Source organism: Microbacterium sp. DT81.1 (genome assembly GCF_049844955.1).
Lineage (GTDB): Bacteria > Actinomycetota > Actinomycetes > Actinomycetales > Microbacteriaceae > Microbacterium.
Window position 1 is genome coordinate 36,566 of the sequence record NZ_JBNCMA010000009.1, and the last position, 14,669, is coordinate 51,234.

The 14,669-nt window shown below is 67.3% G+C and carries 16 protein-coding genes; 1 reads left to right on the plus strand and 15 read right to left on the minus strand.

What is annotated here, in order from left to right:
* Nucleotides 1-95: 95 nt before the first annotated feature.
* The 4 genes from ACLQ2Q_RS20500 to ACLQ2Q_RS20515 form a co-directional block, all read right to left on the minus strand.
* Entirely contained in the window at nt 96-668 is a 573-nt protein-coding gene (locus tag ACLQ2Q_RS20500; RefSeq protein ID WP_425823391.1) for a signal peptidase II, read from the minus strand.
* On the minus strand, nt 665-2,572 hold the full coding sequence (locus tag ACLQ2Q_RS20505; protein WP_425823393.1) for a heavy metal translocating P-type ATPase: 1,908 nt from the start codon (nt 2,570-2,572) through the stop codon (nt 665-667). The genes ACLQ2Q_RS20500 and ACLQ2Q_RS20505 overlap by 4 nt, the downstream gene beginning before the upstream one ends.
* A complete protein-coding gene (gene cmtR, locus ACLQ2Q_RS20510; RefSeq protein WP_425823395.1) occupies nt 2,569-2,928 on the minus strand; it encodes a Cd(II)/Pb(II)-sensing metalloregulatory transcriptional regulator CmtR in 360 nt (119 codons plus the stop codon). Before cmtR ends, ACLQ2Q_RS20505 begins: the two co-directional genes overlap by 4 nt.
* Nucleotides 2,929-3,085: 157 nt before the next feature.
* A complete protein-coding gene (locus ACLQ2Q_RS20515; RefSeq protein ID WP_425823397.1) occupies nt 3,086-3,718 on the minus strand; it encodes a hypothetical protein in 633 nt (210 codons plus the stop codon).
* Nucleotides 3,719-3,777: 59 nt separating this feature from the next.
* Between ACLQ2Q_RS20515 and ACLQ2Q_RS20520 the strand changes: the two genes are divergently transcribed.
* Nucleotides 3,778-3,945: a hypothetical protein gene (locus ACLQ2Q_RS20520; protein ID WP_425823399.1), complete on the plus strand. Its 168-nt coding sequence runs from the start codon at nt 3,778-3,780 to the stop codon at nt 3,943-3,945.
* Between the two features lie 22 nt (nt 3,946-3,967).
* On the opposite strand, the gene ACLQ2Q_RS20525 is transcribed toward ACLQ2Q_RS20520, so the two are convergent.
* The 11 genes from ACLQ2Q_RS20525 to ACLQ2Q_RS20575 all read right to left on the minus strand — a co-directional run bounded on the left by ACLQ2Q_RS20525 (nt 3,968) and on the right by ACLQ2Q_RS20575 (nt 14,667).
* Complete coding sequence (locus tag ACLQ2Q_RS20525) at nt 3,968-4,585, minus strand: prepilin peptidase (RefSeq protein ID WP_425823401.1); 618 nt, start codon at nt 4,583-4,585, stop codon at nt 3,968-3,970.
* A gap of 20 nt (nt 4,586-4,605) precedes the next feature.
* Nucleotides 4,606-7,941: a LysM peptidoglycan-binding domain-containing protein gene (locus ACLQ2Q_RS20530; RefSeq protein WP_425823403.1), complete on the minus strand. Its 3,336-nt coding sequence runs from the start codon at nt 7,939-7,941 to the stop codon at nt 4,606-4,608.
* A 92-nt stretch (nt 7,942-8,033) separates the two neighbouring features.
* On the minus strand, nt 8,034-9,053 hold the full coding sequence (locus tag ACLQ2Q_RS20535) for a hypothetical protein (RefSeq protein WP_425823405.1): 1,020 nt from the start codon (nt 9,051-9,053) through the stop codon (nt 8,034-8,036).
* Nucleotides 9,047-9,661 (minus strand): hypothetical protein, encoded by a 615-nt coding sequence (locus tag ACLQ2Q_RS20540; protein WP_425823407.1) that lies wholly within the window; start codon nt 9,659-9,661, stop codon nt 9,047-9,049. Before ACLQ2Q_RS20540 ends, ACLQ2Q_RS20535 begins: the two co-directional genes overlap by 7 nt.
* 9 nt (nt 9,662-9,670) lie before the next feature.
* Nucleotides 9,671-10,093, minus strand: a complete 423-nt coding sequence (locus ACLQ2Q_RS20545; RefSeq protein ID WP_425823409.1) for a TadE/TadG family type IV pilus assembly protein — start codon at nt 10,091-10,093, stop codon at nt 9,671-9,673.
* 2 nt (nt 10,094-10,095) lie between these two features.
* Nucleotides 10,096-10,542, minus strand: a complete 447-nt coding sequence (locus tag ACLQ2Q_RS20550) for a TadE/TadG family type IV pilus assembly protein (RefSeq protein WP_425823411.1) — start codon at nt 10,540-10,542, stop codon at nt 10,096-10,098.
* Nucleotides 10,539-10,949: a TadE/TadG family type IV pilus assembly protein gene (locus ACLQ2Q_RS20555; RefSeq protein WP_425823413.1), complete on the minus strand. Its 411-nt coding sequence runs from the start codon at nt 10,947-10,949 to the stop codon at nt 10,539-10,541. The genes ACLQ2Q_RS20550 and ACLQ2Q_RS20555 overlap by 4 nt, the downstream gene beginning before the upstream one ends.
* 10 nt (nt 10,950-10,959) lie before the next feature.
* Nucleotides 10,960-11,163, minus strand: a complete 204-nt coding sequence (locus ACLQ2Q_RS20560) for a hypothetical protein (RefSeq protein ID WP_425823415.1) — start codon at nt 11,161-11,163, stop codon at nt 10,960-10,962.
* A 134-nt stretch (nt 11,164-11,297) separates the two neighbouring features.
* Nucleotides 11,298-12,179 (minus strand): type II secretion system F family protein, encoded by an 882-nt coding sequence (locus tag ACLQ2Q_RS20565; protein ID WP_425823417.1) that lies wholly within the window; start codon nt 12,177-12,179, stop codon nt 11,298-11,300.
* Nucleotides 12,176-13,042 carry a type II secretion system F family protein gene (locus ACLQ2Q_RS20570; protein WP_425823419.1) on the minus strand — a complete coding sequence of 289 codons (867 nt, stop codon included), beginning with the start codon at nt 13,040-13,042 and terminating at the stop codon, nt 12,176-12,178. Before ACLQ2Q_RS20570 ends, ACLQ2Q_RS20565 begins: the two co-directional genes overlap by 4 nt.
* Nucleotides 13,039-14,667 (minus strand): ATPase, T2SS/T4P/T4SS family, encoded by a 1,629-nt coding sequence (locus tag ACLQ2Q_RS20575; RefSeq protein WP_425823421.1) that lies wholly within the window; start codon nt 14,665-14,667, stop codon nt 13,039-13,041. Before ACLQ2Q_RS20575 ends, ACLQ2Q_RS20570 begins: the two co-directional genes overlap by 4 nt.
* Between the last annotated feature and the right edge of the window lie 2 nt (nt 14,668-14,669).

Here is a 14,669-nt window from a genome sequence, read left to right on the forward strand (position 1 = left end):
TCTAGCCGCGGGGTGCGACGTCGGTGCTTAGGCGACCGGCTGGATCAGACCTGCGTCGCGGGGGTCCCGACTTGTTCGAGCGTCTACCCAAGCAATTAATTCTCTGGCTGGGTCGCTTCACCATCGCCCGAGTTTGCGCTGATGAGGAGCAGGCCGAGCATGGCGACCCCGGCGACGACGAGGATGTCTGCGACGTTCCCGACGAAGAGGTCACCATAGGCGATGAAGTCCGTAACGTGTCCCTGCCCGAACGAGGGAGGGTTCACGAGCCGGTCGATGAGGTTACCTACCGCGCCGCCGAGAATCAGCCCCAGCGCAATGCCCCACCTGACACCCCGCAACCGCACGGCGAACACGATCGTCGCCGCGGCGGCGATGACACCGACAACAGAGAAGATCCAGGTAGCTCCGGAGCCGAGCGAGAACGCGGCTCCGGGGTTGTAGATCAAGGACAGGCCCAGCAAGTCGCCCACCAGCGGGGTGCGCTCGCCCGGCGGGAGGTTGGACGCCGCGACTGCCTTCGTGCCTTGGTCAAGCACCACACCGAGCCCGGCGACGGCCAGGGCGACGCCGAGCGCGCGCCGGGACGTTCCTCTGGTGGCCGATGACGCTGTGTCGCGCTCTGCACTTGCCTCCTCGCTGCGCATCGCAGGGGCGGAAGCCGTCACGAGACTGCCTTCCGGGTGCGAGCGGCGCGGAGGCCATTGAGGATCACGATGACCTCGGCGATCTCGTGGACGAGCACGACAGCCGCGAGGCCAAGAACGCCGAATAGGGCGAGCGGGAGCAGTGCGGTGATGATCAGCAGTGACAGCACGATGTTCTGGTTGATGATGCGACGCCCGCGGCGGGCATGGTCGAACGCGCGCGGGAGGAGGCGGAGGTCGTGGCCCGTGAAAGCGACGTCCGCGGATTCAATCGCAGCGTCGGAGCCGGTCGCGCCCATCGCGATTCCGATGTCAGCGGCAGCGAGGGCCGGGGCGTCGTTGATGCCGTCACCGATCATCGCCACCGGAGCAATGCGGGACAACTCACCGATCGCGGCCGCCTTGTCCTCGGGCCGAAGCTCCGCGCGCACGTCCTCGATCCCGGCCTGCGCGGCAAGAGCGCGCGCTGTGCGGGCGTTGTCGCCGGTCAGCATGGTCACACCGATGCGATCGCTCGCCAGCGTGCGGACGACTTCCGGAACCTCGGGGCGCAGCTCGTCGCGGACTCCGATCGCGCCAGCGGGCGTCCCCTCTCGGTGGACGATCACCACGGTCATGCCCTGTTCTTCGAGGGCGGCGACCTGGTCGCCGAGGTCGCCGACATCGAGCCATCGGGGGCTGCCGACGGTGATCTTCACACCGTCGATGGTGCCCTCAATGCCGTGGCCGGCCAGCTCGGTCACCGCGTCGGCCGCAGGGGCGTCGGCAGCCGCGGCAGCGATCGCTGCCGCGAGGGGGTGGGTGCTGTGCTGCTCCAGAGAGGCTGCCCAGCCGAGAAGCTGACTCTCAGCCACGCCGTCGGCGGTGAGGACCGCGGTAACCGTCGGCTCGTTGCGGGTGAGGGTACCGGTCTTGTCGACGGCGACGTGGCGGATGCCACCGAATCGCTCGAAGACCGCGCCGGACTTGATGATCACACCGAACTTACTAGCCGCGCCGATCGCGGCGACTACCGTGAGCGGTACCGAGATCGCCAGCGCACAGGGCGAAGCAGCGACGAGCACAACCAAGGCGCGGGTGATCCACAGCTCCGGGTCTCCGAACAGCGACCCGATCAGTGCGACCAACGCGGCAAGGATCAACACACCCGGCACCAGTGGCCGGGCGATCCGGTCGGCGAGGCGGGCACGATCGCCCTTCTCCGCCTGCGCCTGCTCAACGAGCTCGACGATCGTGGTCAGCGAGTTGTCGGTTCCCGCCGCGGTAGCCTCGACCTCGAGCGCCCCCGCCGTGTTGATCGCCCCGGCGGAAACGGCATCACCAGGCTCAACTTCGACCGGGATGGACTCGCCGGTAATCGCCGAGGTGTCCAGACTGGAGCGCCCCGAGCGAACGACGCCGTCGGTAGCGATCCGCTCCCCGGGACGTACCAGCATGACCTGCCCCAGCGTGAGGTCCTTCGCCGCGATCTCCGTCTGCATTCCGTCGACGAGCACTGTAGCGGTGTCAGGGACCAGCTTCAGCAGGGCCCGCAGACCGCCGCGGGCGCGGTCCATCGCCTTGTCCTCGAGTGCCTCGGCGATCGAGTAGAGGAATGCCAGCGCGGCAGCCTCTTCGACGTAACCGAGGATGACCGCGCCGATTGCGCTGATCGTCATCAGTAGCCCAATGCCCAGCTTGCCCTTGAACAACTTCCGAATCGCGCCGGGCGTGAATGTCGACGCGCCCAGCAGCAGGCCGATCCAGAACAGCACCAGCGCCGGGATCTCCGCTCCAGACCACTCGCAGATCAGGCCCGCGAGGAACGCGATACCGGAGAAGACCGGCACCATAATCCCACGGTCCGTCCACCACGGCCCGTCGTGGTCGTCGTCATCGTCGTCTAGATCGACACCCTCGATCTGAGACTTCGTCACCGCGCTCATTTGCCCACTCCTGCACCACAGCAACCCAGCACCGTGCACGAGGAGTCCACGCACGGCGCGTTCTCGTCCACCGCCAACGTCACATCCACGAGCGATATGAGCGCCGCCGCGAGATGCGGATCCGCGATCTCGTAGCGAGTCTGCCGCCCCTCCGGCTCGGCGACCACGATCCCGCAGTCACGCAAGCACGTGAGGTGGTTCGAGACGTTCGAACGGGTCAGATCCAACCCGCGCGACAGCACGGCGGGATAACTGGGGCCATCGAGCAGGGTCATCAAAATGCGCGATCGTGTCGGATCGGCCATGGCACGGCCGAGCCGGTTCATGACGTCGAGGCGCGAAGCAATAGTCAGCATTCACTGATCATACAGCGCATGCTGACATATTTGCTAGGACACCCAGCGATCGTCCGGTTGCATCGGGTGATTAATGCTCAGACCTTTGCTCATCGCGAATCTTCCGCACACGCTGCGAGGGTATCCCCGGCATCAGACGTGGGGGCCGTTCTCGCTGCTACCGGGCGGGCCGGACGTCGACGCCTGTGCGACGCCGGATCTCCGCGAGCAGGTTGGGGTAGCTCCGGTGATCGCTCGGGGTGTGCGGGATGGTGATGGTTACGCCGGGGTGGTCGCGATAGGTTGCCTTGTGGTGGCCGCCTCTGCCGGCAGAGATCTCGAAGCCGTGAGCGATCAGAAGCCGCTCGAGCTCCGCGCTGCTCTCCGGCATCTGGTGCGCGGGGCCTCCCGACGCGCGACGGCCGCGCGGTGCCGGCGCGGCGCCCGGGTCGATCCGCAACAGTGCGATCACGAGTGCCGGATCGTCGTCCGGGACGATGACGCCGAGGTCTCCGCGGATGTAGAGCGTGCCGTTGTGCTGGTGAGTCCGCTCCGTCGAGTGGGGCTCACCGATCGCCCGGTCAACGGCCGCGACGTCGACGCCGAGCTCCTGGATCTGCGTGGCGGCCTTGCGAGACAGACGACGGCCTTCCGGCGTGCTCCGAGGCGCGGCCGCGGCCGCCGCGCGAGGGGCGACCCGGGCGGCGATCTGGGAAGGGGTGGGTTGGGCAGGGGCCATGTTCTCGCGCAGTGCCTTCCTTGTCGGGGTCAGGTACTCATATAGGCCGCGGCCTCGGGTCTTCGCGGACATGCGGGTCTTGCTGTGGATAGAGAATTCGGCCGCCGCCGGCGGAGCCCTACGCTCGTTCGATGGACGACGACCTGCAGGAGCAGGCGCAGCCGTGGTGTCGCGACTGCGGTGTGGTGATGCGCGATCGACCTCCGGGGTGGGTGTGCCCCGTGTGCGGGTGGTCGATCTCCGTCGATGACGTGATCGTGCAGCCGGTCTTCACCGGTCTTGCCCTGGCTGGTTGGTGAGGAGTTGCCGGCGGACGGTTGATCAGCCGGCGAGCTTGGCGACGAGAGTGACTAGGAGCGCGGCCGCGGCGAGGTAGGGGCCGAAGGGCAGGCGAGTGTCGTGGGCGCTGTCGCGACGTCGCCGAACGAGGTGGATGACGGCGTGCGGGATGGCGAGCAGGTAGCCGGCGATGAGCGCGTACAGGGGCAGCATCCAGCTGAACCAGCCGGTGAGTAGCCCGATCGCGAGGAACAGTTTGATGTCGCCGGCGGCGAGGGTTCCGAGAAGGGCGATTACCACGGCCACCGCGCCGATCACCGCCGCGGTGATGAGGGCTTGGGCGAGCAGCTGCCACTGGCCGGTGGCGGTGGCCAGCCCGGTCCAGTAGCCGAGGAGGCCGGCGGCCAGCGGGAGGGTGCCCAGGTTGGGGAGTCGTCTCGTGCGTGCGTCGATGACGGCCAAGGGCACCGCCGCTGCAGTGAAGAGGATGATCGCACCCCACTCCCCCACCCCTTGGCGGTGTTCGGCCGGGAGCGGGCCTGTGAGCGCCGCTGAGAGGCCGAAACCGCCCACGAGGGCTGCCAGGCGCAGCAACAGCAGTCGACGGGGCGCAGAGCGGCCCTGAGGGCTGCCCGCGAGCGTCGACGGACTGGTTGCCATGGTCATTGGGGAAGTCGCGGTCAGCTGGCGATCGCGTGCCGGCGGCGCAGCTGCGCGATGAACTCTTCGGTCTCTGGCTCGGGCTCGGCGTAGTCGGGGTCGATCTGAGTGAGCGCGTGCTCGAGTTGAGTGACCAGGCGCTCGACACCGGCGGCGTCGCCCGCCATGTGCTCGGCGCGCAGCGCATCGCGCCAGAAGACCTCGTTGATCGGGTCGACCATGCGACCGATCGCGGCGGCCATCCGCGCGTTGCGAGTGCTGCCCTCGCGCAGCGCCCGGGTCGCGAGCTCGTGGGCGGCATCGCCAATCGAGGCGATCATTTCCTGGCGCAGCGTCTCCGACCAGACGTAGTACTTGTCCTTCACGCCCGAGATCGGCTGGCCCTTGACCAGGCCGAGCGCACGGACGAGGTTCTCGGTGGTGGCGTTCGCCGGGTCGTCGCCGACGAGCGCGATCCAGTCATCCCAGTCGCTGGTGAACGTGTCGGTGAGGCCGTAGATCCCCTTCGTTGCGGGGACGAGGTAGCTGTGGCCCGCAGTGTCTTTGCCGAGCCAGCGTCGCGCCGCGGTGGTGAGGCGGTTGCGCGAGGACGTGCCCTTGGCGGGGTCGCTCCCCGGCCACAGCGCGTCGTGCACCTGCTCGGTGCTGGCCTCGGGGTGCGTGGCCACAAACGCGATGAGCTCGATCGCACGAAGGCGCTGCGAGTTCCACTGCTGCAGGTTGCTGGGGGCCTCACCCTGCGGGTTGAGGACGTTGACCGGGCCGAGCAGCTGCAGGCGCGGTGATCGCAGGTCGACGATCGGCGCGATCGAGCGCGGGTCGCTCTCCGCCGTCTCGACCGCGGTCTGGGGCGCTGCCTCGATCGTCTCGTCGACGTCCTGGTCGTCGGTCGTCTCATCCGTTGCGAGCACCTGGTCGACCGGAGCCGGGTCGACCAGGTGCTCGGTGAGAAGCTCCTCGGCGTCGACGGCGGTGCCGTTCGGGTCGAGCTCGGCGGTCTCTGCCTCCGGGTGGGTAGGAGCTTCGTCTGTGGCGCCCTGGTAGATGTCGTCGATGTCGACCTCGGCCGAGGCGGAGGAGTGTTCGGTGGCGGGTTCGGTGTTGGCCACGGTGAACAGCGCGAGGATCCGGTTGTACTCCTCGCTCGTGACGACCTGCGGGGTGAGGGCGAGGGCAGCGCCGCCGGTGTCGGGGATCTCGAGCTCGGCGGTGGTGCGGTCCTGCAGACGGAAGTTCCAGCCGCCGGCCAGGTGCCCTGCGGCGATCGCGGCGATACCCACGCGCGGGACGCGACTGACGAGCTCGGCAAGCTCGGCTCGGGTGTCCTCGTCAGGCAGCTGCCCGAGCACGATGATCTCGGGGGTCCACGATTCGGCCAGTGGTCCGGCGGTGCGTGCCTGCTCGAGGCTGGTGATCCCTGCATCCGCAAGAGCAGCGGTGACTTCCTCGGCCTGGCTGCGGAGGTCATGGATCAGAACAGCGACGTCGTCGACGTGACGGACGCGACCGGAGCCGATCGCGTCGGGGAGGCCGGGGGCGACGCCGACGAGGGTGACCTGCAGGTTCTCTGCCCAGGTGCTTGTTGCGAGCTCGAGGGCGAGAGCGGTCAGTGCCGCCTCCTCGAGCTCCGGTGTGCCATCGATGTTGAGCGAGCCGAGCTTCTCGAGGTCGACGAGCAGGTGCGCATCGTTCTCGTCGTGGCCGAGGGTGACCAGGGCCGGGTACGGCGCCGATGGGATCCGCTCGAGCGGTGTCAGATCGGTGAAGCTGATCGACCACGCCATTTCGTCTTCGGTATCCTGCCGGAACGGCGCGGGCAGCTGCGCGGGTTCGTCGAGGAAGATCGCGATCTCCTCGGCCGAGAGGCGGAGAGCGTACAGCGCCGGCAGGGTGGCTCCGGTGTCCTGCGACCAGATGGCCAGGAGGCGGAGTGCGTGGTCGACGGCCTCCATGCCCTGGGGGTTCTCGACGGCGCGAAGCTCGAGCTCGACGGTCGAGATCTCCTCGGTGGGCATGGCGATGCGCTGTCCGGGCTTGCGGTTGCGTCGCTGCTGGATGCGGCGGATGCCGAGGAAGCTGAGCAGTCCCGCGGCGAGGACGCCGCCGATACCGAGGGTACGCCAGTCGGTGACGACGTCGACCCAGTCGGGCGCGTCGCTTGCCTCAGCGGCATCGTCGATCTCTGCCGCGGCAGGTGCCGGCCCTTGCTCTGTGTCCTGGGTCGACGCTTCGCCATCGGTGACGAATCCGAGCCCGTTGTCAGCGGTGGCATCACCCTCAGCACCGACAGCCCCCTCTGCCTCGGCAGCGTCATCGACCGCGTCCGTGCTGTCCGCACCGGGTGCCGCTTCGGGTGCGCCGGCTTCCGGTGCGACGGCTTCTGGCGCGGCGGCCTCGGGCGGCACAACCTCGGGCGCTGCGGCCTCCGGGATGGATGCGGCGGGTGCGGCGACTTCGGATCCGGGGATGACGACGGTCCAGCCGGGAACGATGAGGTTTGGATCGGTGATGTGCCGACCATCGGGCTGGGCGATGTCGCGGGAGGCCTCGTAGATCTCCGGGTACCGGTCACCCGAGCCGAGTTCCTCGGCTGCGATGTCCCACAGCGTGTCTCCGGATGCGACGGTGTGCTGTTCCTCGATGCCCTGCGCAGACGTCTCTGCCGGGGTGACGGCTGCGCTGGGGAGCTCGAGCATCATGCCCGGGTCGATGCCGTCGCGCTGGCCAACGGTGTACCCGCCAGGCTGCGGGCGGTCGCGGTTCAGGTCGATGATCTCGTGATAGCGCTGACCATCGCCGAGGAACTGTTCGGCGATCGCCCAGAGCGAGTCGCCGGCAACCACGGTGTATGTCGGCGCCGAGCTCGCGGTCTCCGCGGCCGCGGCGGGGTCGGCGGCCGCGTCAGCGGTGTCGTCCGCGGCGGTGTAGCTGCTCACGCTCGCGGACACACTCACCGGCGCGACCTCAGGGCCGGTGGACGGGGTTGCTGCCATGGCGGCGGTCGGCGCGAAGACGGCGATGATCGCCGCGATGAGGACGCCGGCGGCCTTCTGCTGCATTCCCAGGCCGGGCAGCGTCATTCGCTTCACACCAGGACCGGCCGTGGCGATGCGCAGCTGGTTGGGAATCTCCGCCAGGTATCCGACCGCGAAGGTCGCCCACGCGATCCACGCCACGATCGGGATGACGGTGCCGATGAGGAACTCGCCGCCATAGTCGATCGTCGTCAGCGCCGACATGAGCCGATCCCACGACGGGATCGGGTTGCCAGCCAGGAAGATCAGTGCGGCGGGCGGCCCCACCAGCAGCACGGCAGACAGGATGAGAGCTCCGAGCCCTGCGGTGATTCGCCTCACGGTCGTCTCCTCGTATTCGGCGTCAGTGCCCGCGCGGTGCGGGTCCTACGTCATATAGGCCCCGCTGGTGGCTGTTCGCGGACATACCGGTTTCACCCGCCGACGTTGACGGTCTGCAGTTCGTTGATCTCGATCGGCACCGCGCTCTGCGTGGTGAGGTTGACGGTTCCGTTGGCGCCGCTGAGCGCCGTCCACGTCACGACCCACTGGCTCGTCGCGGTCACGGTGTATCGATCGCCGCCCTGCGACTCCGAGGTTGTCCGGAAGCGGTAGCCGCAGGTGGGCGAGTCGGTGACCCCGTAGCCGGATGTGTACGGTGTGCCGGTGCCGCCGCAGACCTGCGAACCGCCGTCGCCCATGTCCCATCGCACGGATGTCACTTGTGCGGTCGCGGTGATGGTCTGGCCACCCAGGGTCGCTGTTTCGGTGTACGGCCCCCACGTCAGCGGCTGCGGGTTCTCGACCCAGAGCCACACGGGGATCCCCACGTAGGAGCGGCGGTGACCCCATGCCGGATTGACCTCCGGCGCCATCCCGATGTCGATGCCTCGCAGTGCGAACGTCGCGATCAGCTGCGCCGCAGCGCGACCCGGAGTGAGCACCTGCAGGCCTGGGGGGACACTCTCACTCCAGAAGTTCGTTTCCGTGCCCACGCCCGGCGCTCCACCGGGTGTCGGGTTGAACATGATGCACCCGTAATAGCCGGCCTCTTCGGAGTATCCGGGCGGGCGGGTCGGCCAGACCCCGTCCTTCATGAACACGTAGCACTGCCGGGAGTTTGACCAGTAGGACGTCGATCCGCCGCAGTCGATTAGTGCATAGAACCGCTGGTAGCTGCCCCCGTCGAAGACCCGGATGTCTGCCTCCGTATAGCCCAGCTGCAGAAGTCCCGATTGCGAGTTCTCGTAGTAGCAAGTCGGCGCGCCCGCAGTCCAACCGTTGCTGTCAGGACGAGGCGCTGGATCAGACGGGATGCTCGAGATCGTGATGTAGCAGCGATTATCGAGATCGCAATACACACCGTCTGCAGCCTGAGCGGGTGCGGTCGCCACGAGCGAACCCACCGCGATCATGAGAGCGGTGGCGAGGACTGCGAGCGTTCGTTTCAGCATGTGGTCCCCAGGCTGATTCGGTCGTCGACGAGCCAGGTCTTCGTGTCTGCGTTGTAGACGACGTGGAACTCGACCTCGTTGCGGGGGTTGGGATTCTGCATGGCCGGCTTTCCGTCGGCGGTCGTGATCTTCCGTCCCGATCCGTCGAGGCAACCAGGGACGATCACGAGACCGTTGGCGATGCCGTCGAACTCTTGCCCATATGCAGTTTCCGGCTCGAAGACGACTGACCCCTCAACCGTCGACCGGCCATCGATGCTTTCGCCGTCTTCGTTGAGCGTGGGACCGTTGGCAATGCCCTCTGCGTCGGCAACATAAGTCCGAAGTGCGTTCCCGGTGGCAACGGACTCGTAGGCGGCGGTGTCGGTGCCCCCGGCTTCGGTGACTCGTGTCTGTGTGTCGAGTAGGAGCTCGATCGTGGCTTCTGCCTGGTCGATAGCTTCGCTCTCGTCTGCGGGCGCCTCACCGGTGATGGACGTGGCGGAGGGCGTCGGCGTCGGCGATTCGGTGGGGCTGGCCGTGGGGTTCGGGTTGCCCGTGCCAGTGCAGGCGGTCAGCGTCAGTGCTGCGGCGATGATGCCGGCGATGGCGATGCGCTTGATGCTCATGGGGGGCTCCTATTGCGTGATGATCTCGGCCGTGGCGGAGGCTTCGGCCGGGAGTGTGGCGATTCCGATGATGGAAACGAACTTCGTTGTGTACGAGGTTTCGACGCTAACGCTGATCCGGTTGCCGACGACGCTGACCGTCCCTGTCATGCCGGACGCTTCGATGTAGTCGGTTGCCGCGATCTGGGCTCGGTTGTTGTCGAGGCTGATGCCGCCGTTGACGACGACCTGGGATGCGACAGCGTTGGCAGCGGCGCGGCTGGCGCCGGAGGCGATCGCCTGCGCGTTCTCGTTGGCTTGGATCTTGCCGGCTCCGTCGACGACGAGGCCGATGATCAGGACGAGCGCGGGGACGAGAACGACAAAGAACGGGGTGATGGATCCACGCTCGTCGTCGCGGAGCTTGCGGAGCAGCTGGCGGATAACGTGCATGTTCAGCCTCGCTCTCGGTAGGCGTCGACGGGGGATGCTGCCGACGAGCTCATGGTGCGGCTCCCCGGGATGCCGGGGAGGGTGATGTCGGAGAGGCTCACGTCGCAGTTGACGGCGGCAGAGACGCGGCCGGTGGTGCCGATTGGGGAGTTGAGTCCGCTGGCGTCGACGTTCACGGTGAGCGTCGTGCAGCTGATGCCGGCCTGGGCCATGGATCGGCGCGCAGCATCCTCGGCGTTGTTGATCGCGCTGGTGGTGTCTCGGGACAGGGATGCGGCTCGGGCTGCGGCGAAGGCGGCGCTCTGGGTCGCGTTGTCGGCGAGAGCGGTGCGGCCACCGGCGACGAGCACGAGGATCAGCATTGCGATCACGGGAGCGATGATGACGATCTCTGCGGTGTTGGATCCGCGCTCGTCGGTCAGCAGCCGGTGTCGGAGGCGGGAGATCATGGCACCCACCTTTCGATGGGGCCGGTGATGGTCTTGGTGACGGTGGTGTTCACTCCGGGCAGTAGACCGGGGGTGACGGCGGTGACGGTTGCCGTGACTTCTGTGGCGTTGCGCTCGACGTTCACGTTGACGTCTGTGAGCATCCCGCCGGCCTGCTCCGCGGTAGCGGTGCCGGCGTTGACGCCGTCCGTGGTGTTGCCGTCGTAGAGGCGGGCGGCTTCGTAGGCGTTGACGGCTGCAGCCTGGACGAGATTGGTGCCGTGGTACCAGAGGCCGCCTTGCACGATCGCGAAGATGAACAGCAGCAGCATCGGGAGGACGATGACCGTTTCGGCTGTCTCGAATCCGCGCTCGTCTCGCTCTACTCGCCGGAACGGGTGGAGGAGACGAGCGCGGATGGAAGCCATGGTCACGACCTCAGTTGCTGGGCAGCAGTGCGATCTGGCCGTTGACGAACGTCGTGATGGCGAGGATCGCGGCAGCGGCGAGGATGACCGCACCGACCGTGAGGAAGATCTTCTCTGCGGTCTCGAGGCCCTCTTCGGGTGCCTCGCTGAGTTCGCGGTAGCGGCCCTTGGCGGCCTCCACGGCGACGGTGATGCGTTCGGTGGTCTTGGTCATGGTGCTCTCTCATTCCTTGGTTGGTGGTGCGTGGACTGCCGGGGTTTTGAGTTGTGAGTCAACTACGGGTGCTGCGGTTGCAGGGAGCCCTACGTCATATAGGCCGCGCGGTTGGCTGTTCGCGGACATTTTTCTTACGTGGCGAGCAGGTTGAGGATCAGCGGAGTGATGATTATGCCCACGTAGACGAACAGAGTGGTTGCCAGTGGCATCTGCATCCGTTCGCTCGCGCTGTTCGCTTTCTCGTGCTCCTCGGCGAGGAGCTTGTGCCGGAGGGTCTTTCCCCTCGATCTGAGTGTCTCATATATCGATGCGCCCTCCTCTCCGGAAAGTCGCACAATCTTGGCGACATCGGCCAGGTCTGGCACGTCAATTTCGTCGGACAGGGTGCGCAGCGCGTCCCAGGGAGCAACGCCGGCGTATCGGGCTCGGGTGAGCTCCTGACGGATGCGGACGAACACCCAGGAGCGGCCGACGTCGGCGGAGGTTTCGAGGGCTCGTGCGGCGGTAGCGCCTCGTTTGCGCTCGGCCGCGACGAGCTCGAGGTAGACGGCGACCGCGCGGGTGAACTCGGCGCGTGCGTCGTTGGCCTTCGAGCGGATGTCCTGGTCGACGCTGAACCACAGCCAGACGGCGATGGGGAGGCCGAGGATTGCCGGGATGTAGAACGGCAAAAAGCCGAGCGCCTGAGCGAACAGTCCGAGGGCGAGCGGGGAGACCAGCCCGACGAGAGCCAGGAGCACCTTGTCGTAGTAGTACTTGTCCAACGGCATCTGGATGAGTCGCAGGTCGGTGGTGGGCACCTTGAGCCAGGACCGCTCGGGAAGATGCTGGGCGACCCACGATCCGACCCGGTGCTGCAGCGTGTCGTCACCGGCCTCGGGGATGGCGATCGTGGTCTCGGTGAGTCGATCGAGGGTCGCTGCCAGGTGCGGCTGCCGAGGGAGGAGTGCGGCGACGATCAGAGTGACGCCAATACCGAGGATTAGTCCGGGGATGAGAGCGAGCAGGTTCACAGCGACTCCTCCTTCGTCTCGGGGGCCACGAGTAGCCGTGGCGCGGGCTTGCCGATGCTGATCGAGCGCATCCACACCAGGAGCAGGCCGAACAGGGCGACCCAGATGGTCAGGAGCACTTGACCAAGCGGTGTGGCGTAAGCGGCGGTGTAGGTGCCCAGGAAGGGCAGCGCGGCTAGTACGACCAGAGTGGCGATCGCCACGATGCGGACCTGGGTGCGCGGCTTGGCGCGGTCGGTTTCGATCTGCCGGCGCACCTTCACTTCCTCGAAGATGATCTCCGCGAGGTCGTCCAGCGCCTCGGCGAGACCGGCACCGCGGGCCTGCTCTTTGAGCAGCAGGTGCATGACGATGAGGTCGGCGGTGGGGTCGTCGAAGTCGCGGGCGAAAGCCTCGAGCGCCTCGTGGGTGGGCCAGCGAGCATTGAGCCGGGCGACGAGCGATCCGACCTGCGTCTTGATGGCTTCGGGAGCGGATGCTAGTGACGAGGTCAACGTCTGCTCGAGGCCGGCTCCGGCGACGGTGAGACCCGAGAGGCTGCGGGTCCACGTCTCGAGCGCCTCGAGGCGGGAGATCTTCTGCGGGGCATCGCCCTTGCTCAGGAACAGCGGCAGCGTGGCTCCGGCGACGGCGGCGATGGGCACCAGGATGAGCCATCCGGAGTAGATGAACAGCAGCACGCCCGAGGCAAGGCCGATCAGTGCCCACAGCTGCTGCTGTCGGCTGAACAGCGGGGTGGTCCGCTTGGCTCGCACGGGCTTGGCGGTGCCCGGCTCGGGCGGCTGGTAGGCGAGCCCGAGCACGACCAGGATGCCGCCGATGACGGCGATCAGGATCGCGATCAGGATGCCGGCGGTGTTCATGCGCTGGCCTCCTTTGAGTAGGGGCTGAGCTCGCTTTCGCGGAAGCCGACATCTGTGAGCTTGTCGAGCAGTTCCCGGGATGGCAGCTGGCCGAGCTCGAGCGTCTGCGTCGCTTTGTCGAACGCGAAGATCTTGCTGATCGTGGGGCGGGCGATGCCGTAGCTGTCCTCGCCGGGCTGGATCTCGCTGATCGACGTGATCACGCGGCGGGCTTTGCCGGTCTCGTGATCACGGATCTTCGCCATCTGGATGATCAGGTCGATGTTCTGAGCGATCTGCCGGTAGCAGTAGGCCGGCGTCGCGTTGGAACCGTCCTTCATCATCAGCGTGACCATGCGCTCGATCGCGTCCTCGGGGCTCTGCGAGTGCAGCGTGCTCATCGATCCGACGCCGGACTGCATCGCCTGCAGCATCGCGTTGATCTCCGAGCCGCGGACCTCACCGACGATCAGACGGTCGGTGGTGTGTCGCAGCGAGTCCTCGAGGCCCCGGATCAGAGGGAACTCCCCTGCCCGCTCCCCCGACACTCCGGGCTCGCCCTCGCCGGGGCGGTACTCGAAAGCGATCACCAGGGGGTGCTTCGCGGGGTTCTTGTGCAGGTAGAGCTCGCGTTCCATCTCGATCGTCGCCAGCTTCTCGTCCGGCGGGATGCAGTCGGCCAGCGCGCGCAGCAGCGTGGTCTTGCCACTGGACTGGAAGCCGTTGGTAACGAGGCTGAGCCCGGCGAGCACCGCGGCGTCGAGGAACTTCGCCGCGAGCGCTGTGAGGGTGTGGGTGGCGACCAGGTCGCCGAGCGAGATATCGACGTGACGGTGGATGCGGATGGTGATTGCGGGGCGTTCCGCGACGGGTCGAGCGAGCGCGGCCAGTCGGGCGCCGCCGGGCAGGTCGAGGTGCAGTGACGGGCGTGAGGCGTTGAACGATCGCGCTCCCTCGCCGCGGCGGGTGGCGATGAAGTTGATCTCCCGCTCGAGCTCGTCGTCGTTGCGGGAGACGGGGTGCGGGTACTTCTGCCTGTTGCCGCCGGAGAAGGTGAGCCACACGTTGTCGTAGCCGACGATGTCGATGTTCTCGACGCCCTCGATGTCGACGAGCGGCTGCAGCCGACCGAGGCGGAACATCGCATCGAAGACGGCCTGCGCGATGTCTTCCTGCAGATCCATCGACCACTGTTCCTGGCCGTGGCGGGTGAGGTCGTCGACCCGTGCGCGGATGAGCTCTGCCGTGTGCTGGCGGGCCATGTCCTCGCGATCTTCGTCTGTGAGGCTGGGGTCGGCCTGTCCGGCGTCGGCGAGGATCACCGAGACAGCATCACGGAACTCCGACACCGCCCCCCAGGGGATGCGACCCTGATCCTCGAACATTGCCGCGGCGCTTCGGCGGCTCGGCGATACGACAGGTCGCGTCGTGGGGGGAATGGACGCGGCTGTGTCGGCGACCGCGAAGGGGTCGATGGTCGGGGCCGATGTCACCGGCTCCGACACTGGCGGTGTGGGTGCCGGCTGTTCGGCCCGGGCGGCTGCGCGCAGCAGGTGGCTCGCAGCGGGATTTGCTGCGGGACGCGGCTGGCTGAACAGGGGCAGCGAGGAGAGGTCTGCGGGGTCTGGGGTGTTGTTCTTGGCCATGG

What these genes read in the sequence shown, in the direction of transcription:
- ACLQ2Q_RS20505 (WP_425823393.1), bottom strand. Translation starts at nt 2,572, where the DNA reads ATGAGCGCGGTGACGAAGTCTCAGATCGAGGGTGTCGATCTAGACGAC.
- ACLQ2Q_RS20540 (WP_425823407.1), bottom strand. Translation starts at nt 9,661, where the DNA reads ATGAGCATCAAGCGCATCGCCATCGCCGGCATCATCGCCGCAGCACTG.
- ACLQ2Q_RS20550 (WP_425823411.1), bottom strand. Translation starts at nt 10,542, where the DNA reads ATGATCTCCCGCCTCCGACACCGGCTGCTGACCGACGAGCGCGGATCC.
- ACLQ2Q_RS20570 (WP_425823419.1), bottom strand. Translation starts at nt 13,042, where the DNA reads ATGAACACCGCCGGCATCCTGATCGCGATCCTGATCGCCGTCATCGGC.
- ACLQ2Q_RS20555 (WP_425823413.1), bottom strand. Translation starts at nt 10,949, where the DNA reads ATGGCTTCCATCCGCGCTCGTCTCCTCCACCCGTTCCGGCGAGTAGAG.
- cmtR (WP_425823395.1), bottom strand. Translation starts at nt 2,928, where the DNA reads ATGCTGACTATTGCTTCGCGCCTCGACGTCATGAACCGGCTCGGCCGT.
- ACLQ2Q_RS20515 (WP_425823397.1), bottom strand. Translation starts at nt 3,718, where the DNA reads ATGTCCGCGAAGACCCGAGGCCGCGGCCTATATGAGTACCTGACCCCG.
- ACLQ2Q_RS20545 (WP_425823409.1), bottom strand. Translation starts at nt 10,093, where the DNA reads ATGCACGTTATCCGCCAGCTGCTCCGCAAGCTCCGCGACGACGAGCGT.
- ACLQ2Q_RS20560 (WP_425823415.1), bottom strand. Translation starts at nt 11,163, where the DNA reads ATGACCAAGACCACCGAACGCATCACCGTCGCCGTGGAGGCCGCCAAG.
- ACLQ2Q_RS20525 (WP_425823401.1), bottom strand. Translation starts at nt 4,585, where the DNA reads ATGGCAACCAGTCCGTCGACGCTCGCGGGCAGCCCTCAGGGCCGCTCT.
- ACLQ2Q_RS20520 (WP_425823399.1), top strand. Translation starts at nt 3,778, where the DNA reads ATGGACGACGACCTGCAGGAGCAGGCGCAGCCGTGGTGTCGCGACTGC.
- ACLQ2Q_RS20535 (WP_425823405.1), bottom strand. Translation starts at nt 9,053, where the DNA reads ATGCTGAAACGAACGCTCGCAGTCCTCGCCACCGCTCTCATGATCGCG.
- ACLQ2Q_RS20575 (WP_425823421.1), bottom strand. Translation starts at nt 14,667, where the DNA reads ATGGCCAAGAACAACACCCCAGACCCCGCAGACCTCTCCTCGCTGCCC.